This window comes from Zhihengliuella salsuginis, assembly GCF_014651715.1.
GTDB classification, from domain to species: domain Bacteria; phylum Actinomycetota; class Actinomycetes; order Actinomycetales; family Micrococcaceae; genus Zhihengliuella; species Zhihengliuella salsuginis.
In genome coordinates, this window is record NZ_BMXK01000008.1 from 175,522 (window position 1) to 195,176 (window position 19,655).

18 protein-coding genes and 1 tRNA gene are annotated in these 19,655 nt (G+C 70.6%); 6 read left to right on the forward strand and 13 right to left on the reverse strand.

Translation table 11 applies throughout. From position 1 onward, the window contains the following. Positions 1 to 51 precede the first annotated feature (51 nt). The 9 genes from IE069_RS10640 to IE069_RS10680 all read right to left on the reverse strand — a co-directional run bounded on the left by IE069_RS10640 (position 52) and on the right by IE069_RS10680 (position 8,629). Positions 52 to 125: transfer RNA gene (locus tag IE069_RS10640), tRNA-Pro, on the reverse strand. Between the two features lie 119 nt (positions 126 to 244). Further along, positions 245 to 1,783 (reverse strand): ribosome biogenesis GTPase Der, encoded by a 1,539-nt coding sequence (gene der / locus IE069_RS10645; protein WP_189350320.1) that lies wholly within the window; start codon positions 1,781 to 1,783, stop codon positions 245 to 247. Positions 1,784 to 1,826: 43 nt separating this feature from the next. Next, positions 1,827 to 2,507, reverse strand: a complete 681-nt coding sequence (cmk, locus tag IE069_RS10650; RefSeq protein WP_229791083.1) for a (d)CMP kinase — start codon at positions 2,505 to 2,507, stop codon at positions 1,827 to 1,829. Next, on the reverse strand, positions 2,504 to 3,619 hold the full coding sequence (locus IE069_RS10655) for a prephenate dehydrogenase (protein ID WP_373287812.1): 1,116 nt from the start codon (positions 3,617 to 3,619) through the stop codon (positions 2,504 to 2,506). The genes cmk and IE069_RS10655 overlap by 4 nt, the downstream gene beginning before the upstream one ends. 78 nt (positions 3,620 to 3,697) lie before the next feature. Beyond that, positions 3,698 to 4,747 (reverse strand): pseudouridine synthase, encoded by a 1,050-nt coding sequence (locus IE069_RS10660; protein WP_189350326.1) that lies wholly within the window; start codon positions 4,745 to 4,747, stop codon positions 3,698 to 3,700. A gap of 57 nt (positions 4,748 to 4,804) precedes the next feature. Further along, complete coding sequence (scpB, locus tag IE069_RS10665; RefSeq protein ID WP_189350327.1) at positions 4,805 to 5,386, reverse strand: SMC-Scp complex subunit ScpB; 582 nt, start codon at positions 5,384 to 5,386, stop codon at positions 4,805 to 4,807. Then, positions 5,383 to 6,258 carry a segregation and condensation protein A gene (locus IE069_RS10670; RefSeq protein ID WP_189350329.1) on the reverse strand — a complete coding sequence of 292 codons (876 nt, stop codon included), beginning with the start codon at positions 6,256 to 6,258 and terminating at the stop codon, positions 5,383 to 5,385. The genes scpB and IE069_RS10670 overlap by 4 nt, the downstream gene beginning before the upstream one ends. A gap of 26 nt (positions 6,259 to 6,284) precedes the next feature. Beyond that, positions 6,285 to 7,142, reverse strand: a complete 858-nt coding sequence (locus IE069_RS10675; protein WP_229791084.1) for a ParA family protein — start codon at positions 7,140 to 7,142, stop codon at positions 6,285 to 6,287. 176 nt (positions 7,143 to 7,318) lie between these two features. Next, positions 7,319 to 8,629 carry a cation:dicarboxylate symporter family transporter gene (locus IE069_RS10680; protein ID WP_189350333.1) on the reverse strand — a complete coding sequence of 437 codons (1,311 nt, stop codon included), beginning with the start codon at positions 8,627 to 8,629 and terminating at the stop codon, positions 7,319 to 7,321. Positions 8,630 to 8,806: 177 nt separating this feature from the next. Between IE069_RS10680 and IE069_RS10685 the strand changes: the two genes are divergently transcribed. Continuing rightward, positions 8,807 to 10,396, forward strand: a complete 1,590-nt coding sequence (locus IE069_RS10685; protein ID WP_229791085.1) for a sensor histidine kinase — start codon at positions 8,807 to 8,809, stop codon at positions 10,394 to 10,396. Then, on the forward strand, positions 10,393 to 11,115 hold the full coding sequence (locus IE069_RS10690) for a response regulator (RefSeq protein WP_189350335.1): 723 nt from the start codon (positions 10,393 to 10,395) through the stop codon (positions 11,113 to 11,115). The genes IE069_RS10685 and IE069_RS10690 overlap by 4 nt, the downstream gene beginning before the upstream one ends. Before the next feature lie 16 nt (positions 11,116 to 11,131). On the opposite strand, the gene IE069_RS10695 is transcribed toward IE069_RS10690, so the two are convergent. Beyond that, entirely contained in the window at positions 11,132 to 13,024 is a 1,893-nt protein-coding gene (locus IE069_RS10695) for an AMP-binding protein (protein WP_189350336.1), read from the reverse strand. Positions 13,025 to 13,186: 162 nt separating this feature from the next. Between IE069_RS10695 and IE069_RS10700 the strand changes: the two genes are divergently transcribed. Genes IE069_RS10700 through IE069_RS10715 form a run of 4 tightly spaced genes read left to right on the forward strand, consistent with a single transcriptional unit; the run spans position 13,187 to position 17,492 of the window. Then, positions 13,187 to 13,882, forward strand: coding sequence for a GntR family transcriptional regulator (locus tag IE069_RS10700; RefSeq protein ID WP_189350338.1), 696 nt, complete (start codon positions 13,187 to 13,189; stop codon positions 13,880 to 13,882). Then, the gene (locus IE069_RS10705) at positions 13,879 to 15,396 is read left to right on the forward strand and encodes an MmgE/PrpD family protein (protein WP_189350340.1); all 1,518 of its coding nucleotides are present in this window, start codon (positions 13,879 to 13,881) and stop codon (positions 15,394 to 15,396) included. The genes IE069_RS10700 and IE069_RS10705 overlap by 4 nt, the downstream gene beginning before the upstream one ends. Further along, positions 15,396 to 16,307, forward strand: coding sequence for a methylisocitrate lyase (gene prpB / locus IE069_RS10710; protein WP_189350342.1), 912 nt, complete (start codon positions 15,396 to 15,398; stop codon positions 16,305 to 16,307). Before IE069_RS10705 ends, prpB begins: the two co-directional genes overlap by 1 nt. 39 nt (positions 16,308 to 16,346) lie before the next feature. Beyond that, positions 16,347 to 17,492 carry a bifunctional 2-methylcitrate synthase/citrate synthase gene (locus tag IE069_RS10715; protein WP_189350344.1) on the forward strand — a complete coding sequence of 382 codons (1,146 nt, stop codon included), beginning with the start codon at positions 16,347 to 16,349 and terminating at the stop codon, positions 17,490 to 17,492. On the opposite strand, the gene IE069_RS10720 is transcribed toward IE069_RS10715, so the two are convergent. The 3 genes from IE069_RS10720 to IE069_RS10730 are packed head-to-tail and all read right to left on the reverse strand — an operon-like array spanning position 17,489 to position 19,652. Then, a complete protein-coding gene (locus IE069_RS10720; protein ID WP_189350346.1) occupies positions 17,489 to 17,962 on the reverse strand; it encodes an 8-oxo-dGTP diphosphatase in 474 nt (157 codons plus the stop codon). The genes IE069_RS10715 and IE069_RS10720 overlap by 4 nt on opposite strands. Before the next feature lie 35 nt (positions 17,963 to 17,997). Further along, positions 17,998 to 18,993 (reverse strand): site-specific tyrosine recombinase XerD, encoded by a 996-nt coding sequence (locus IE069_RS10725; RefSeq protein WP_189350348.1) that lies wholly within the window; start codon positions 18,991 to 18,993, stop codon positions 17,998 to 18,000. Further along, the gene (locus tag IE069_RS10730; RefSeq protein WP_189350350.1) at positions 18,990 to 19,652 is read right to left on the reverse strand and encodes an NUDIX domain-containing protein; all 663 of its coding nucleotides are present in this window, start codon (positions 19,650 to 19,652) and stop codon (positions 18,990 to 18,992) included. Before IE069_RS10730 ends, IE069_RS10725 begins: the two co-directional genes overlap by 4 nt. Positions 19,653 to 19,655: the final 3 nt, after the last annotated feature.

Here is a 19,655-nt window from a genome sequence, read left to right on the forward strand (position 1 = left end):
CGTGCGGACACGACAAAGCCCCGGCGAGTGGAACTCGCCGGGGCTTTCAAGTCGGGCTGACAGGATTTGAACCTGCGACCCCATCACCCCCAGTGATGTGCGCTACCAAGCTGCGCCACAGCCCGAAGTTTTCGCAGCGTTCTCCCCGGGTCGAGCCCGGGGTACCGTCTGCGAAAAGCTCCTCGAACACTCTACCCCATCTTTCGGGGTGTCCGCGCCAGGAGCAGGTCTTGCGTGATCCGGCTCACCTGCCCGGGCGGCCGCGCTTCTCGCGCACGCGCATCGCGATCTCGATCGGCGTGCCCGGGAAGCCGAACGTCTCGCGCAGGCGGCGCGTGATGAAGCGGCGGTAGCCCGGGTCCAGGAAGCCGGTGGTGAACAGCACGAAGCGCGGCGGGCGGGCCGAAGCCTGCGTCGCGAAGAGGATGCGCGGCTGTTTGCCGCCGCGCACCGGGTGCGGGTGCGCGGCCACGAGCTCGCCCAGGAAGGCGTTGAGCTTGCCGGTCGGGATGCGGGTGTCCCACGACTCGAGGGCGGCGTCGAGGGCGGGCACGAGCTTGTCCTTGTGCCAGCCGGTCTTGGCCGACATGTTCACGCGCGGCGCCCACTCGACGTGCGCGAGGTCCCGCTCGATCTCGCGCTCGAGGTAGTAGCGGCGCTCGTCGTCGAGCATGTCCCACTTGTTGAAGGCCAGCACGAGCGCGCGGCCCGAGTCGATCGTCATCTGCAGGATGCGCACGTCCTGCTCGCTGAGCACCTCGTCCACGGCCAGGAGCACGACGGCGACCTCGGCCTTGTCCAGGGCGCTCTGCGTGCGCAGGGACGCGTAGTAGTCGGAGCCGTGCGCCATGTGCTGGCGGCGGCGGATGCCGGCCGTGTCCACGAAGCGCCACGTGCGGCCGCCGAGCTCCACGAGCTCGTCCACGGGGTCGCGCGTGGTCCCGGCGAAGTTGTCGACGACGACGCGCTCGGACCCTGCCAGCTTGTTCAGCAGCGAGGACTTGCCGACGTTCGGGCGCCCGAGGAGGGCCACGCGGCGGGGTCCGCCGCGCGGGACGAGGCCGCCGTACGCCGAGAACTCGGGCAGCTTCTTCATCAGGTCGTCGAGCAGGTCGGCCGTGCCGCGGCCGTGCAGGGCCGAGACCGGGTACGGCTGCCCGAAGCCGAGGCTCCACAGGGCGTGCGACTCGGCCTCCTGGTTGAAGTCGTCGATCTTGTTTGCCACAACGAAGACGGGCTTCTTGATGCGTCGGAGCATCTTCACGACCGACTCGTCCGTCGCCGTGGCGCCGACCATGGCGTCGACGACGAAGATCACGGCGTCGGCCACGTCCGCGGCGATCTCCGCCTGCTCGGCCACGCGAGCCTGGAGGCCCTTGGCGTCGTGCTCCCAGCCGCCGGTGTCGACGAGCGTGAAGTCGCGGCCCATCCACTCGGCCTGGTAGGCGACGCGGTCGCGGGTGACGCCGGGGACGTCCTCGACGACGGCCTCGCGACGCCCGATGATGCGGTTGACCAGGGTCGACTTGCCGACGTTGGGGCGCCCGATGATGGCCACGACCGGCGCGACCTCACCGTCCTCGTCGTCGAGGAAATCCTCGCCGTCGGCGTCCAGCAGCGCTGCGTCCTCCTCGTCGAGCTCGTAGTCGCCGAGTCCGGCGCGGAGCGAGGCGACGCGCGCCTCGGCGTCCTCGTCGGAGATCTCCGAAAAACGCTCCGCGACGTGGTCGTCTCCCGCGGGCAGGTACTCTTCGCCGTCACCCTGGTAGGCAGAATCGGTCATCGTCACTCGTTCCTTCGTCGTGGTCAGGCCGTGGTCAATCGCTCTAGTCTAGTGGAGAGGACCCCGCCTCGACTAACGAGATCACGGCCTCGACGGTCTGCTCGAAGTCCAGATCCGACGAATCCAGCGTGTAGACGCCGTCCGTGGCGGTCGTGAAATTGGACACGGTGGAGTCCTTGGCGTCCCGTTCGACGACCTGGCGCTTCAGCGCAGCACCGTCGACCTGCCCCAGCTGGAGCCCGCGCCGGCGCATCCGCGCCTCCTCCGAGGCCGTCAGGAGGATCCGGGTTTGGGCGTCGGGCGCCACCACGGTGGTGATGTCCCGCCCCTCGGCGACGATCCTGGCGTGCTCGCCGATCAGCTCCCGCTGGCGGCGCACCAGCTCGGCGCGCGCCTCGAGGTTCGTGGCCACCGCGGAGACCGACTCGGAGACGAACTGCTCCCGGATCGTGGCCGTCACGTCCGTGCCGTGGATGAGCACGCGCTCGGTCCCGGGGTCCGTGCTGATGTCCAGATCCGCGTCGCGGACGGCCTGCGCGACGGCGGCCGCGTCGGACAGGTCCGTGCCGGCGTCGAGGCAGTGCCACGTCACCGCACGGTACATCGCCCCGGTGTCGAGGTAGGCGGCGTCGAGCCGGCGCGCGGCCTCCTTCGCCACCGAGGACTTGCCGGAGCCGGACGGTCCGTCGATGGCCACGACGAGCCGTGACTGGGCTGCGATCACTGGATCACCTTCCACTTTCGTTGAATCAAAAATTCTGTGAGTTCGGCGCTGCGGCCGGGCAGCACGGAGATCTCCACCATGCCGACCTGGTGCCCGGAGGAGTGCTCCATGCGCAGGTCCTCGAGGTTGATCCCCGCCTCGCCGACCGCGGTCAGCAGCTCGGCGATCTGGCCGGGCCGGTCGTCCACGATCACCGTGACGACGGCGAACGCCTGCGGCGGCGCACCGTGCTTGCCCGGGATGCGCGCCTGCCCGGCGTTGCCCTGGCTCATGAGCTCGGCGAGGTCGAGGAGCGCGCCGTCCGCCCCGGGGTCCTCGAGGGTCCCGATGAGCCGGTTCAGGTCCTCGCGCAGGCCGTGGAGGATCTCCACCAGCTCTGCGGAGTTGTGGCTCAGGATCTGGATCCAGAGCTTGGGGTCGGACGCGGCGATACGCGTCGTGTCCCGCAGCCCGTTGCCCGCCAGGGCCAGTGCGTGCGCGGGAGCGTTCATGAGCCGCGACGCCAGCAGCGACGAGGCGATCTGGGGGAAGTGCGAGACCAGAGCGACCGCGGCGTCATGCTCCTCGGCACCCAGCCGCACCACCGTCGCCCCCAGGTCGATGGCGGCGTCGGCGGCGATGCGCACGGAGGCGGGATCCGACTCCGGGTGGGCGCAGACGACCCACGGCATGGCTGTGAACAGCTCCCCGCGCGCGGCGGCGGGCCCCGACTTCTCCCGCCCGGCCATGGGGTGGGTGCCGACGTAGCGGCCCAGCTGCACGGCGCTCAGGCGACCGGCGTCGACGTCGTCCTGCAGCGCGTGCAGGATCGAGACCTTCACCGAGGCGATGTCGATCACGGTCGCACCCGGGTAGGCGCGCAGCGCGTCGCGGACGACGGCGGCCGCCACGTCCGGCGGCGCGGCGACGACGACGAGCTGCGGATCCAGCGCCTCGCCGGCGCCGAGCACGCGGCCCGCACCGATGTCCTGGGCCACGAGCTGCGCCGTGGGCGACGGGTCCGACAAGCGGACGTCGACTCCGAGCCGGCTCAGCCCGAGCCCGACGCTCGCGCCGAGGAGCCCGGTCCCGAGGATCAGGACGGGCCCGCTCACGTGGTGTGCACTCGCCACACTCTTCCCTTTCGCACGGGCGGATCGCTCCGCCGGACCGTTGACCGGCGCGCCGCAGGAGGGCGCAGCGGGTGCTGCCTACATGTCGACGGAGGCGAGCAGGTGCCCGACCTCCTGCGGACCGAGCTGGCGGACGACGCCCTGCTTCTGGTCGCCCAGGCGCAGCGGGCCCATCTCGAGGCGGACCAGGCGCTTGACCGGGAAGCCGACCGCGTCGAACAGGCGGCGGACGATCCGGTTTCGGCCCGAGTGCAGGACGACCTCGATCAGGACCTTGCCCGGCGCCGAGTCGACCAGCTTGAAGGAGTCGACGTTCGCGAACCCGTCTTCGAGCTTGATGCCCTTCTTCATCTCAGCTCCGACGCCGTGCGGCAGCGGGCCGGCGACCTGGACGAGGTACTTCTTCGGCACCTCGTAGGACGGGTGGGTCAGGCGGTTGGCGAGCTCGCCGTCGTTCGTGAGGACCAGCAGGCCCTCGGTGTTCACGTCGAGCCGGCCGACGTGGAAGAGGCGCTCGCTCTTGTTCTTGACGAAGTCGGAGATGCACTTGCGGCCCTCCGGGTCCTCCATGGTGGAGACGACGCCGCGCGGCTTGTTGAAGACGTAGTACTTGAGGGTCTCGTTGAGCTGGATCCGCATCCCGTCGACGTGGATGGTGTCGCGGCTCGGATCGACGCGCATCCCCAGCTCGGTCACGGGCTCCCCGTTGACCTCGACGCGGCCTTCGGCGATCAGCTCCTCGCTGACACGGCGGGACGCGACGCCGGCGTTGGCCATGACCTTCTGCAGGCGCACGCCGTCGGCATCGCTGCCGGCATCGCTTCCAGCGTTGGCCTGCTTGTCGCGCAGCGTGGGGCCGGTCGGCTTCCGCTTGGGCTTCTTCACCGCGCCGAGCTGGCGTCCGAAGCGCTCCTTCGCGAAGGCGCGCGAGGGCGCCTGACCGGTCTTGGAACCGGGCTTGCCGGCGGTCTTCTTGCCCTGCTTCGGGCCGCCCTTGCCGCTTCCCTTGCCCTTGCCGCTGTCCTGGCCCGCACCGCTCGTGCCGCCCTTGTCGGCGCCCGTCGAGTGCGACCGGGCCCCAGGCGTGTTTTTCCTACCGCGGCCGGAGCCGCCTGACGGAGACTGCATGATGGTGTGTCCTTACGTTGAAGCGTGTGGTGGGTGCCGCCGATGGGCGGCGCTCCCCTACGGGTTGCCGTCCATTGCGTCGAGTTCGTCGATGCCCGGCAGGTGCGGCGAGAGCTGGGGCAGCTCCGAAATACTGCCCAACCCCAATCTTTCCAGAAAATACGACGTCGTCTGGTACAGCACCGCTCCCGTCTCCGGGTCGGTGTCCGCCTCCTCGATCAATCCGCGTGTGGCCAGCGTCCGCATGACAGAGTCTACGTTCACTCCGCGGATCGCGGCGATCCGGCCGCGCGCGACGGGTTGGCGGTAGGCCACGACCGCAAGCGTTTCCAGGGCCGCCTGGGTGAGGCGGGCGGTCTGCCCGTCGATGACGAACCGGGAGACGAAGGGAGCAAAATCACGCCGCGAGAAGAAGCGCCAGCCTCCGCCGACCTCGCGCAGCTCGAATCCGCGGTCCTGGAGCGAGTCGCGGATCTCGCAGAGGGCGCCGGCGACGTCGGCCGGATCGGCGCGCAGAACACCGGCCAGGCGGGCCGCGGTGACCGGCTCGTCGACGACCATGAGGACCGCCTCGACGCCCGCCTTCAGGCCGCCCGGCAGATCGTGCACGTCGGGGGCCTCGACAGGGTTCTCGCTCATGCCGTCTCCTCGCCCGCGCCCACCGGATCCGGCGCATCGTCGTATTCTTCCTGCAACTGGTCTGCGCTCCAGCCGGCCTCCGCGTCCGCCCATGCGACGCGCAACTCCCCCAACGGGTCCGCCTGGTCGAAGTCGACGGCCTTGTCGCGGTACATCTCCAGCAGGGCCAGAAAACGGGCGACGACCACGAGGGTGGAATCGGCGTCGTGGGCCAGGTCGGCGAAGCTCAGCCATCCCCCGGCCTGCAGCCGGTCGGCGATGACCGCCGCCTGCTCGCGCACGCTGACGGCCGGTGCGTGCAGGTGCTCGAGCCCGACCTCGGTGGCGGGGACGGGCTTGGGGGCGAGGGCCTTCTCGGCGATCGCGGCGAAGTCCTCGGCGTTCGTCTTCCAGAGCAGTTCGGGAAGCAGCGCCGCGAACCGGGGTTCGAGGGATACCTGGCGGGGGAAGCGGCCGCCCTCGGCGTCGAAGCGCTGGCGCAGCTCCCCCGCCACCGCCTTGAAGGCCTTGTACTGGAGCAGGCGGGCGAACAGGAGGTCCCTCGCCTCGAGGAGCGAGATGTCCTCCTCGGACTCGACCTCGCCGGAGGGGACGAGCCGGGCCGCTTTGAGGTCGAGGAGTGTGGCGGCGACGACGAGGAACTGGGTCGTCTCGTCCAGCGCCCGGTTCCCGACGCGGCCCCGCAGCTCCCTGATGTAGGCGATGAACTCGTCGGTGACCGCCGCCAACGCGATCTCGGTGATGTCGAGCTGCCGTTTGCCGATGAGGTTCAGCAGCACCTCGAACGGGCCCGAGAAGTGCTCGAGGGTAACGGCGAAGCCGGCGGATTCCTCCGCCGGCTCCTCCGTCCGTCCTTCGATCAGCGAGTCCATGGTCCCGTCCCGACGTGATGCTCGGGCTACGGAGCACCGCCCCGGGAGATGAGCTCCTTGGCGAGGGTGCGGTAGGCGTCGGCCCCCGGGTGGTTCGCCGCGTAGCTCGTGATGGGCTCGGCGGCCACGTTGGCGTCCGCGAACTTGATCGTCCGCTTGATCACGGTCTCGAAGACCCGGTCCCCGAAGGCCTCGAGCAGGCGTCCGAGCACCTCGCGGCCGTGCAGCGTCCGCGCGTCGTACATCGTCGCGAGCACGCCGTCGATCGACAGGTTCGGATTCAGGCGGTCCTGGACCTTCTCGATGGTCTCCACCAGCAGGGCCACGGCTCGCAGGGCGAAGAACTCCGCGGTCAGCGGGATGATCACACCGTGCGCGGCAGTCAGCGCGTTGACCGTGAGCAGGCCGAGCGAGGGCTGGCAGTCGATCAGGATGACGTCGTAGTCGTCGGCGACCTTGCGCAGGGACATGGCCAGCACCTGCTCACGGGCCACCTCGTTGACGAGCTGAACCTCCGCGGCGGAGAGATCGATGTTCGCCGGCAGGAGGTCGATCCCGTCGACGCCCGTCTCGATGAGCGCGTCCGCGATCTCCGTGTTCCGGTCCATCAGCACGTTGTAGACGGTGACGTCCAGATCATGCGGCTGGATGCCGAAACCGGCGGAGAGGGCGCCCTGCGGGTCGAAGTCGACCAGCAGCACCTTGCGCCCGTATTCGGCCAGGGACGCGGCCAGGTTGATCGTGGACGTCGTCTTGCCGACGCCGCCCTTCTGGTTCACCATCGCGATGATGCGCGCCGGCCCGTGCTCGGCGAGCGCCGGCGGCTCGGGGAACTCCGTGAGGGGTCGCCCCGTCGGCCCCGTCGCGGGCGGCTCCTTCAGCAAGCCGCCGGTACGGGCGCGAGTACTACCCTTGACCTCACTCACGGTATCAATCACTTCTCTTCGTCGATTGGTTCCTGTTGTCGCTTCAAGGCTAACCCCGGCGCCTGCGCAAGCTGCGGCTAAAGAGCCCCGGCGAGCCTTTACCTTGAAGTACAACTGGAGGGTTGCGCCGCACGCTAGTGGGCGGAGGACTCCAGCAACGCCTCGTCGAACGGCCGCTCCCCGGACAGCACCGCGCGGTTCTGCTCGACGTCGAGCTCCCCCGTCCATTTGCCGATCAGCAGGGTGGCGACGGCGTTCCCGGTGAAGTTCGTCAGCGCGCGGGCCTCGGACATGAACTTGTCGATGCCGACGATCACGCCCATGCCGTCCAGCAGGTCCGGACGGTGGGCCTGCAGTCCGGCGGCCAGAGTCGCGAGGCCGGCCCCGGTGACGCCGGCGGCTCCCTTGGACGCGATGATCATGAAGACCAGCAGACCGATCTGCTCGCCGAGCGACATCGGCGTGCCCATGGCCGTCGAGACGAACAGGGCCGCCATCGTCAGGTAGATCGCCGTTCCGTCGAGGTTGAACGAGTACCCGGTCGGCACGGTGATGCCGACGACGGGCTTCGAGACGCCCGCGTGCTCCATCTTGGCGATCAGGCGCGGCAGGGCCGACTCGGAGGACGAGGTGGAGAAGATCAACAGGTACTCGCGGGCCAGGTACTTCAGCAGCGCGAAGATGCTCACGCCCGTGATGGCCTTCAGCAGACCGCCCAGCACCACCACGATGAACACGGCGCAGGTGATGTAGAAGCTGGCCATGAGGATGAACATCGAGCCGATCGCGGCCCAGCCGGTCGCGCCGACCACCGCGGCGATCGCTCCGAAGGCCCCGATCGGGGCGATCCACATGATCATCATCATCAGGCGGAAGACGACGGCCTGGACGTTTCGGACGGCGCCGAGCACCGGCTCGCCCGCGGCACCCATGGACTGCAGGGCGAAGCCGACCAGCAGGGCGAGGACGAGCGTGGGCAGCACCGCGATGTCGCCCGGGATCATGCCGAGCAGGAAGTCCACCGTGTGGTTGGACTCTCCGGCGGCGGCCGTGTCGTACGGTTCCAGCTTCAGGCCCTCGCCCGGGTGGATGAGGTTGCCGACGAACAGGCCCAGCGCCAGGGCGAAGGTGGACATGATCATGAAGTAGCCGAGAGCGAGGCCGCCCACCTTGCCGACCGTCGCGGCCTTCGCGATCGAGCCGACCCCGAGCACGATCGTGCAGAAGATGACGGGAGCGATGATCATCTTGATCAGGGCGATGAATCCGGTCGCCAGGGGCTTGAGACTCTTGCCCAGCTCGGGCGCGAGCAGGCCGACGGCCGCGCCGAGGACCACGGCCGCGATGACCATGATGTAGAGCCAGTGGGTGCGGTCCTTCTTGGGCTTCGGCCCGGCCGGCTGCCGGGGTGCGGGCTGCTCCGCGAGTTCGGTTGGCGTCGCCATCGTGGGTTCTCCTTAGAATGCAGGGGGCCGCCGCGGCTTCAGGGCGCGTGACGGGAGGTGTCCGGTCGCACGTCGAGAGACCGCGCGGATTCGCTGTCAATCCTGAACCCGCCTGTGATTTGCCCCACGGTTGCGTTCATACTGTTCACACCCAATCCACCTGGAGGTGGTCGACGCGTGAGTCTGGCGTCCCGGCTGTTCATCTGGCAGCTCGTCCTCATCACCGTGCTCGCCGTCGCCCTCGGCGCGGTCAGCTACCGGAACACCGCGGCGCAGATCCACGAGGACGCCGCGGCCCGCGTAGTCAGCGTCGCCGCCACCCTGGCGCACGATCCGTTCGTGCGCTCCTCCGCCGGATCCGCGGACGCCTCTGCGCAGCTGCAGGAGTTCGCCCTCGAGGTCACGACCGGGGCCCACGTCGACTTCGTGACGGTCATGGAGCCTGACGGGACGCGGCTGACGCACCCCGACCCGGCGGAGATCGGCGGCATCTACCTCGGGACCCGCGACCAGGCGCTGAGCGGGCGGGTCCACGTCGAGCAGTACGTCGGCACGCTCGGCCCGTCGGTCCGGGCCATCGCACCGGTGCACGACGACGGCGGCGGCATCGTCGCGCTCGTCGCCGTCGGCGTGACACTCGAATCGATCAACGTGGCCCTCGCCTCGGACATCCCCGCGATCGTCCTGGTCGCCGTCGTCGCCATCGCGTTCGGCGCCGTCGGCTCCTATCTGGTCAGCCGGTACCTGGGCCGCACCACCCTGGGGCTGGGGCCCGAGGAGCTGCGCCGTCGCTTCACCTACTACAACTCGGCGCTGCACTCACTGCGGGAGGGCCTGCTGCTCGCCGACGCCCGCGGACGGCTGGTCCTCTACAACGACCGGGCGGCCGACCTGCTCGGGCTGCCCCGTCTCCCGGCCGACGCCCGCGGCGGCAGCGACTTCGCGCACTACCTCCCGCCGACGATGCGCGACCTGCTGGCCAGCGGACGCCGCGCATCCGACGAGGTCCACATCAGCGACGACCGCATCCTCATCGCCTCGCAGCATCCGGCCGAGGGCGGCGGCACCGTCACCACCGTGCAGGACCACACCCAGGTCCAGTCCCTGACCGGCGAGCTGGAGACCATGCGCACGCTGACGAACGCCCTGCGCGCCCAGACCCACGAGCACGCCAACCGCCTCCACACGGTGGGCGTGCTGATCGAGCTCGGGCGCACCGACGAGGCCCTCGCGTTCGCCGTCGAGGACCGCCAGGCCTCGCAGGAGCTGACGGACGACGTCGTGCGCCGCATCGACGAGCCGTTCCTGTCGGCGCTGCTCGTCGGGAAGGCGGCGGAGGCCCACGAGCGCGGGATCGAGCTGACCCTGAGCGCCTCGGGTATGCTGGCGGACGGAGCCGTCGACGCCCGGGACCTCGTGACGATCACGGGCAACCTGCTCGACAACGCCTTCGACGCCGCCGCGTCCGGCGAGCGCCGGGTCTGGGCGGACTTCGCGGCCAGCAGCGACGAGCTGACGATCTCCGTGGCGGACTCGGGCGACGGCATCGACCCGGAGCTCATCGAGGAGTTCCTCCGCTTCGGGGTCTCCTCGAAATCGGGCGAGCCGCGCGGGCTCGGCCTGGCGCTGGTTCGGCAGTCGGTCCGCCGCCTCGGCGGCACACTCGAGATCGAGAACGACGGCGGCGCCATCTTCACGGTGTCGCTGCCCCTGGCCGCCGCGGTACCGCCGGCGGGGAACCCGGAAGCGAGGAGCACGGACGAATGATCCCCAGCAGCGACGACGTACCGGTCTGGAACGTGCTGGTCGTCGACGACGAGCCGATCACCGCCGCCGCCCACGTCGACTTCGTGGGCCGCGTCGAGGGCTTCCGCGCCGTCGGGCGCGCCGGGTCGGGGCGGGAGGCGCTGAGCCGGCTGGACGAGCTGCAGGCGGCCGGCGAGCGGGTCGACCTCATCCTGCTGGACATGAACCTGCCGGATCTGCACGGCCTCGACGTGGCGCGCCGGATCCGCGGCCGCGGCTACACGGTGGACATCATCGCCATCACGGCCGTGCGCGACCTCGCCGTCGTCCGGACGGCCGTTTCGGCGGGCATCACCCAGTACCTCATCAAGCCGTTCTCGTTCGCGTCCTTCCGGGCGAAGCTGGACGGCTTCCGGCAGTTCCACAGCACGCTCGGCCCTGCGCACCCCGGCTCGTCGGCCACCCAGGACTCGATCGACAACGCGTTCGCCGCGCTCCGCCCGCAGACCGCCGTCCCGCTGCCCAAGGGGCTCATCCCCGAAACGCTCACCCAGGTCACCGGACACCTCGAGGCCGCCCGCGGGCCCCGGTCCGCCACCGAGGTCGCGGAGGCCCTGAACATGTCGCGCGTGACGGCCCGGCGGTACCTCGAGCACCTGGCCGCCGCCGAGCGCGCCACCCGGCAGCCGCGCCACGGGACCCGGGGCCGGCCGGAGTACGAGTACCTCTGGCGCACCTGAACTCCCCCGGCCGGTCTCAGGCCGGGCGCAGCAGCGGCACCAGCGCGTCCACCACGGACGCGTCCTCGACCGTGGAGGGGACGGCGTAGTCCGATCCGTCGGCGATCTGCCGCATGGTCTTGCGCAGGATCTTCCCGGATCGCGTCTTCGGCAACGCCTCGACGACCGTGACCGACCGGAAGTCCGCCACCGGGCCGATGTGCTCGCGCACCCTCGCCACCAGCTCGGCCTCCGTCTCCTCCGCCCCGGCATCGACGCCCTGCTTGAGGACGACGAACCCTCGGGGCAGCTGCCCCTTGAGGGCGTCGGCCACGCCGATGACAGCGCACTCGGCGACGGCGGGATGCCCGCCGAGGACCTCCTCGATCGCCCCCGTCGAGAGCCGGTGGCCGGAGACGTTGATGACATCGTCGGTGCGCCCCATGACGAACAGGTACCCGTCCTCGTCGAGGTAGCCGGAATCGCCCGTCGCGTAGTACCCCGGGAACTGGCTGAGGTACGAGTCGACGAACCGCTGGTCGTCGCCCCACAGGCTGCTCAGCGTCCCCGGCGGCAGCGGCAGCCGGATGGCGATGTTCCCCTCGCCGCCCGCCGGCACCGGCTCGCCCAGGGGATCCAGGATCTCCACCCGGTAGCCGGGCACGGGGACCGTCGGCGACCCGGCCTTCAGCGGCAGCAGCTCGAGCCCGGCGGGATTGGCGGCGATCGGCCAGCCGGTCTCGGTCTGCCACCAGTTGTCGATGACCGGGACCGCCAGCCCGTCCCGGCTCCACTCGTAGGTGTCGGGGTCGAGGCGCTCGCCGGCGACGAAGAGGCGGCGCAGCGTCGTCGTGCGGTGCTTCGCGAGCTGCTCGAGCTGCGGATCCTGCTTGCGGATCGCACGCAGCGCGGTCGGCGCCGTGAACATGACGTCCACCCCGTGCTGTTCGACGACGCGCCAGAAGGCGCCGGCGTCCGGCGTGCCGACGGGCTTGCCCTCGTAGAGGACCGTGGCGGCGCCGGCGATGAGCGGAGCGTACACGATGTAGGAGTGGCCCACGACCCAGCCGACGTCGGACGCGGTGAACATGGTCTGCCCCGGGCCGACGCCGTAGACGTTCTTCATGGACCAGTCGAGTGCGACCGCTGACCCGCCGTCGCGCACCACCCCCTTCGGGGAGCCCGTCGTGCCCGAGGTGTAGAGGATGTAGAGCGGGTCCGTGGCGGCCATCGACACCGGGTCCGCCGGCTCGGCATCCGCCATCAGCAGCGCCGCCGAGTGCCAGCGCGCCGTCGGCGGCACGTCGCCGAGCCCCGCCTCGAACCCCTCGCGCTCGAACACGACGACGTCGCCCACCGCGTGCGTCGACATCTCGAGTGCCTCGGCGACGGCGGGCAGGTACTCCACGCGCCGGTTCGGCTCGATGCCGCCCGAGGCCGTCACGACGACGTCGGGTTCCGCGTCGTCGATGCGGGCGGCGAGCTCCTTGGGGGCGAAACCGCCGAAGACCACGGAGTGCACCGCCCCGAGCCGGGCGCAGGCGAGCATGGCGATCGGCGCGGCCGGGATCATCGGCAGGTAGAGGAGCACCCGGTCCCCCGCGCCCACGCCGAGGCCTGCGAGCACGCCGGCGAAACCGGCGACCTCGTCCAGCAGCTCGGAGTACGTGTACGTGCGCGAGTCGTCGGTCATCGCCGAATCGTAGACGAGCGCCGCGGCGTCCCCGCGGCCGGCGGCCACGTGGCGGTCCAGCGCGTTGGCACAGACGTTGAGGCGCCCGTCCGGGAACCAGCGGTAGAGCGGTGCGCGCCGGTCGTCGACGGCCCGCGTGGGCGCCTGCTCCCACTCGATCCCCCGCGCGGCGGCGAGCCAGAACCCCTCCGGGTCGGCGGCCGCCGCACGGTAGGTCTCTGCGTAGGTTGCGTTCATCGACGAACTCCCTTGTTCGTGGTGAGAATGGAATGTGCTCTCGCCGACAGGCTATGAGACGAATCACAACCTGGCAAGGACTATGTATACATATCTAGGCTGTTTTTCGACGATTACGACGATTCCTCCCAAATCATCTCCAACTGTGTATACACTGATGCCATGAGAGCCAGCGATCGGGCCTACGAGTCTCTGCGGGAGGACATCCTCGAATGGCGCCTGCCGCCGGGCGCCGCGCTCGGCGAGGTCGAGCAGTCCACGCGGCTCGGAGTCTCCCGGACCCCGCTGCGCGAAGCGCTGGCCCGCCTCGTCTCCGACGGGCTGGCGATGCAGCAGGGCGGACGCGGCACGGTGGTCGCCCCGGTCTCCCTCGACAACCTCGACGACCTCTTCGAGATGCGCCAGGCCCTCGAGATGACCGCCGCCTCCGCCGCCGCCCGCACGGTCGCCCGGACGGCCGGGCTGCAGGAGCCCTTCGCCGACCTGGCGACCCGGCTCACCCGCAGTGCGAACGCCGGCGCGCAGCCGGCGGCCGACGCGCCGGCGTCGTCCTCGACGTACGAGCTGGCCGCCGAGCTGGAGCTGGCGATCGACGACGCGGCGTCCAACCACTACCTGAGCCAGGGGCTGCGCCAGCTGCGCGGCCATCTGGCCCGCGTGCGGCGCCTCTCCCACGACGACCCCGAACGCCTGCGGGCGGCCGCACTCGAGCACGCCACGATCGCCCGCGCCATCGCGGCCGGCAACCCCGAGCTCGCCGCCTCCGCCACCCACGTCCACCTCCACAACAGCCTGAGCAGCATCACCCTGCACGCAGCAGACCGGCTGCGTGCCGGCGACGAAAGGACCAGCGCATGATCAACCACCCCGTACGCGTCTACAAGAGCGAGGAGAACCTGCCCCGCGAGGAGCAGCTCGCGCACAGGATCGCCACCGTGGCCGCCGACCCCGTGGCCGTCGACGCCGACGTGGCCGACATGGTCGTCAACCGGATCATCGACAACGCGGCGGTGGCGGTCGCCTCCCTGAACCGCCCGCCGATCGTCGCCGCCCGGGCGCAGGCACTCGCGCACGCCCCGTCGTCGGGCGGGAACGGCGCCACGGTGTTCGGCATCGGCGAGCGCGTCTCCCCCGAGTGGGCCGCCTGGGCGAACGGCGTCGCCGTGCGCGAGCTCGACTACCACGACACGTTCCTCGCCGCCGAGTACTCCCACCCCGGGGACAACATCCCGCCGCTGCTGGCGGCCGCCCAGCACGTGGGTGCCTCGGGTGCGGACCTGTTGCGCGGCATCGCCACCGGCTACGAGATCCAGGTGGACCTGGTCAAGGCGATCTGCCTGCACGAGCACAAGATCGACCACGTCGCCCACCTGGGCCCCTCGGCCGCCGCCGGCCTCGGCACGCTCCTGGGCCTCGACGTCGAGACGATCTTCCAGGCCGTCGGCCAGGGTCTGCACACGACCACGGCGACCCGCCAGTCGCGCAAGGGCGAGATCTCCACGTGGAAGGCCCACGCCCCGGCGTTCGCGGGCAAGATGGCGGTCGAAGCCGTCGACCGGGCGATGCGCGGGCAGACCTCCCCCGTCCCGATCTACGAGGGCGAGGACGGCGTCATCGCGTGGATGCTCGACGGCCCCGACGCCCGCTACGAGGTCCCGCTGCCCGCCAAGGGCGAGGCCAAGCGCGCGATCCTCGACACCTACACCAAGGAGCACTCGGCCGAGTACCAGGCCCAGGCCTGGATCGACCTGGCCCGCAAGCTGCACCGCGAGCACCCGGAGGCCGCCGACCCGGCCAACGTCTCCAACGTGCTGATCAGGACCAGCCACCACACGCACTACGTGATCGGCTCCGGCGCCAACGACCCGCAGAAGTACTCGCCGACCGCATCGCGAGAGACGCTGGACCACTCGATCCCCTACATCTTCACCGTCGCCCTGCAGGACGGCGCCTGGCACCACGTCGACTCCTACGCACCCGAGCGCGCGGGCCGCCCGGACACGGTCGAGCTCTGGCACAAGGTCACCACCGAGGAGGACCCGGAGTGGACGCGCCGGTACCACTCCCTGGACATCGCCGAGAAGGCGTTCGGCGGCTCCGTGGAGATCACTCTGGCCGACGGAACCGTCATCCGCGACGAGATCGCCGTCGCCGACGCGCACCCGCTCGGCGCCCGGCCCTTCGCCCGCGAGCAGTACATCGCCAAGTTCCGCGCCCTCGCCGGGGGCATCATTGATGACGCGGAGATCGAGCGCTTCCTCGCCGCCGTGCAGAACCTGGAACAGCTCGGCGCCGGCGAGCTCGACGCGCTCAACGTCGCAGCCGCGGACGGAGTCATCGACCTGGGCGCGGCCCCGAAGGGACTGTTCTGATGCTGTACTCGAAGACCACGCCCGAGCAGAAGCGCCGGACCCTGCGCGAGCTGCTCGTCCCGGGCACCGCCCGGCAGTTCCCGGGGGCGTTCAACCCGCTCTCGGCCCGCCTCATCGAGGAGAAGGAGTACGACGGCGTCTACATCTCCGGCGCCGTCCTCGCCAACGACCTGGGGCTGCCCGACATCGGGCTGACCACGCTCACGGAGGTCGCGACCCGTGCCGGCCAGATCGCGCGCATGACGGACCTGCCCGCGATCGTCGATGCGGACACGGGCTTCGGCGAGCCGATGAACGTGGCGCGCACCGTCCAGGAACTCGAGAACGCCGGCTTGGCCGGCTGCCACATCGAGGACCAGTTCAACCCCAAGCGCTGCGGCCACCTGGACGGCAAGAACGTCGTCGCCCTCGACGTCATGCTCAAGCGCATCGCCGCGGCCGCCGAGGCGAAGCGCGATCCCAACTTCCTCATCATGGCCCGCACCGACGTCCGCGCCGTCGACGGGCTGGAGGCGACGGTGGACCGGGCCAAGGCGCTCGTGGACGCCGGCGCCGACGCCATCTTCCCCGAGGCGATGAAGAGCCTGGCGGAGTTCGAGGCGGTCTGCTCCGCCGTCGACGTGCCGGTGCTGGCGAACATGACCGAGTTCGGCCAGTCCGAGCTGTTCACGCGCAGCCGGCTGGCCGACGCGGGAATCGCCCTGGTCATCTACCCCGTCACCCTCCTGCGCAGCGCCATGGGGGCGGCCGAGCGCGTGCTGGACACGATCCGCGCCGACGGAACCCAGCAGGCGGCCGTGGATTCGATGCTCACGCGTGCACGACTCTACGAACTGGTGGACTATGGGTCCTACAACACGTTCGACGCAGGTGTATTCAATTTCAAGGTGCCGGGCCTGGCCGACTCGTAGGAGCCGGTCCCGCACGCAGACTCGAGGAGGAGGAACAGCATGAGCGATACGCATGAGATCAGAAAGGGCCTCGCCGGCGTGGTCGTCGACTACACGGCGGTGTCCAAGGTCAATCCGGAGACGAACTCGCTGCTGTACCGGGGCTACCCGGTCCAGCAGCTGGCCGCGGAGAAGTCCTTCGAGGAGGTCGCCCTGCTGCTGTGGACGGGCGAGCTGCCGAGCGAGGCGGAGCTGGCCGAATTCACGGCGTTCGAGCGGGCGAACCGCGCGCTCGAACCGGAGGTGCGGGCCGCCATCGACCTGCTGCCCACGGACTGCCACCCGATGGACGTGGGCCGCACTGCGGTCTCCGTGCTCGGCGCGCGTCACCCGCTGGCCGAGGACTCCTCCCCGGAGTCGGAGCTGCAGAAGGCCCAGTCCCTGTTCGCGCAGTTCCCGGCCGTCGTCGCCTACGACCAGCGCCGGCGCCGAGGGCTGGAACCGGTGGAACCGCGCGACGACCTGGACTACTCGCAGAACTTCCTGTGGATGACGTTCGGCGACGAGGCCCACCTCGAGCCGGCCGTCGTGGACGCCTTCCGCGTGTCCATGGTGCTCTACGCCGAGCACTCGTTCAACGCCTCGACGTTCACTGCGAGGGTGATCACCTCGACGCTCGCCGACCTGCATTCGGCCGTCACGGGGGCCATCGGCGCGCTCAAGGGGCCGCTGCACGGCGGCGCCAACGAGGCGGTGATGCACACCTTCGACGAGATCGGCATCGACGCCTCGGAGTCCCGCGAGGAGGCGGCGGCGCGCGCGAAGGCCTGGATGGAGCAGGCGCTGGCCGAGAAGAAGAAGGTCATGGGCTTCGGCCACCGCGTCTACAAGCACGGCGACTCCCGCGTGCCCACCATGAAGTCTGCGCTGGACAAGATGATCGAGCACTACGGGCGGGCGGAGATCCTGGGCCTGTACGACGGCCTCGAATCCGCCATGGACGAGGCGAAGGCGATCAAGCCCAACCTCGACTACCCCACGGGGCCGACCTACCACCTGATGGGATTCGCCACGGAGATGTTCACCCCGTTGTTCATCGCCTCCCGCATCACCGGCTGGACGGCCCACATCATGGAGCAGCGCGCCTCCAACGCCCTGATCCGGCCGCTGTCGGAGTACAACGGACCGGACGAGCGCACGCTCTAGCCGGCCCGGCTCCGGTAGTCGGCCACGGTCTCGTTGTCGTCGGCGAGCTCGACCCGCACCACCAGCGGGCTCGCCGGCCCGGCGACGACCAGCGGGAGCCAACGGGCGGCGTCCTGCCACGTCTGTGCCCACGGCAGCTCGTCGATCCGGAACCAGCGGACGGCGAGCTCGTCGGTGTCCCGTGCGGTCCCGGACTCCTCCGCGGCGCGCCCTCCGACCCGGAAGACCCGGCACCACATGTCCGCCGCCGGCTGCGCAGGGAAGACGAAGTCGATCGTCGCCGCGAGTTCGAGCTCGTCGGCGGCGACCACGAGCCCCGTCTCCTCGTTCAGTTCGCGCACGGCCGCCTCGGCGCCGCTCTCCCCCGGCTCCACCTTCCCGCCGGGCAGCACCGTCTTGCCCGCGGCGAAGCCGCGCCGTTTGAGACCGAGCAGCGTGGCGGGGGTGCCGTCGTCGTCCCGTCTGACCACGGCGCACAGCACGACGGCGGTCGGCCCCGACCCGCTCACAGCGCGCGCGGGTGCGCGGCGGCGTAGACCTCGCGCAGGGTGTCGGCGGTGACCATCGTGTAGACCTGCGTGGTGGTGACGGAGGAGTGGCCCAGCAGCTCCTGGACCACGCGGACGTCGGCCCCGCCCTCGAGCAGGTGCGTGGCGAACGAGTGGCGCAGGGTGTGCGGCGAGACGTCGGCCCGGACGCCCGCGCGCTCCGCCGCGGTCTTCAGGATCGTCCAGGCCGACTGCCGCGACAGGCGTCCGCCGCGCTGGTTGAGGAAGAGGCCGGGCGTCCCCTTGCCCTTGGCCACGAGCAGGGGGCGGGCCCTGATCAGGTAGGCCTCCAGCGCGGTGGTGGCGTAGGAGCCGACCGGCACGATCCGCTCCTTCGACCCCTTGCCGAAGAGCCGGACCACGGCCGGCCCCCCGTCGTCGGTGCCGCCCGGCCGGGCGTCGGGGGCCCCGCCCTCGCCCGCGGGGCCGCGCACGACGGTGTGGAGGTCGTCGACGTCGAGCCCCACGGCCTCGCTGATGCGCGCGCCGGTGGAGTACAGGAATTCGAGCAGTGCGCGATCGCGCAGGCCCGCCGACGTGTCGGTGGGGATGGAGTCGATCATGGCCAGCACGTCGCGCACGTTGAGGGCCTTCGGCAGCCGGGATCCGGTCGCCGGCGGACGGAGGTCGGCCGCCGTGTTGTCGGGCGTGACCGACTCGAGGGCCCAGAACTTGTGCAGACCACGGACGGCGACGACACAGCGGGCGGCCGACCTCGGGTTCAACGGCGATCCCCCGTCGGCCCCGTCGCGCACGTCCTGGGCGAATTTGGAGAGCACCACGGGGGTGACCTCACGTGCGTCCCGGATGCCCTGGGCGGTGAGGAAGCGCAGGTAGCGGTCGATGTCCCGGCGGTAGGCCGAGACCGTGTTGCGGGCCATGCCGCGCTCCACCGTCAGATGCTGCAGATAGTCGCCGACCTGTCCGGTCAGCGCCGGCGCGGTCTCGCTCATGGGCGCAGTCGAGGATGCTCGTCCCAGGCCGCGTGCGCGTCGCGCAGGGCGGCGAAACCGGTGGCGGCGGCGGTGTGGGCGGCCAGGATGCCGACGACGGCGGACGGATTGTGGATCCGCCCGTTCATGACGGCGGCGACGGCCTCCTCGAGTGGCACCCAGGCCGTCTCGAGATCGGCCTCCTCCCCCGTGCGCTCGTGCCGCTCGTGTTCGGGAACCGGGCTGAGGCCGCGGGCGATGAAAACCCGCTGCGCCTCCGTGGACGACCCCGGGGAGTTGAAGAGGTCGGCGAGCACGTGCCACGACTCCGCCACGAGATCGGCTTCCTCGGCCAGTTCGCGGGCGGCGGCCTCGACCGGGGGCTCGCCGTCGACGTCCATGAGACCGGCCGGGATCTCCCAGAGTCTCATGCCGACCGGATGACGGTACTGGCGCTGGAGGAGGATCCGCTGCTCGTCGTCGAGGACGACCATGCTCACGGCCCCCGGGTGGTCGATGAAGTCGCGCGTCAGCGGCTCGTCGTTGTGCGGGAACTCGAAACTCTCCCGGACCACATCCCAGATGTGGCCCGCGAAGACCCGTTCGCTGGACAACGGCGGGCATGCGCCGATGAGGTCGCTGACCCCGTGCTCGACGGCCCCGCCGTTGTCCTGCGTCATGGT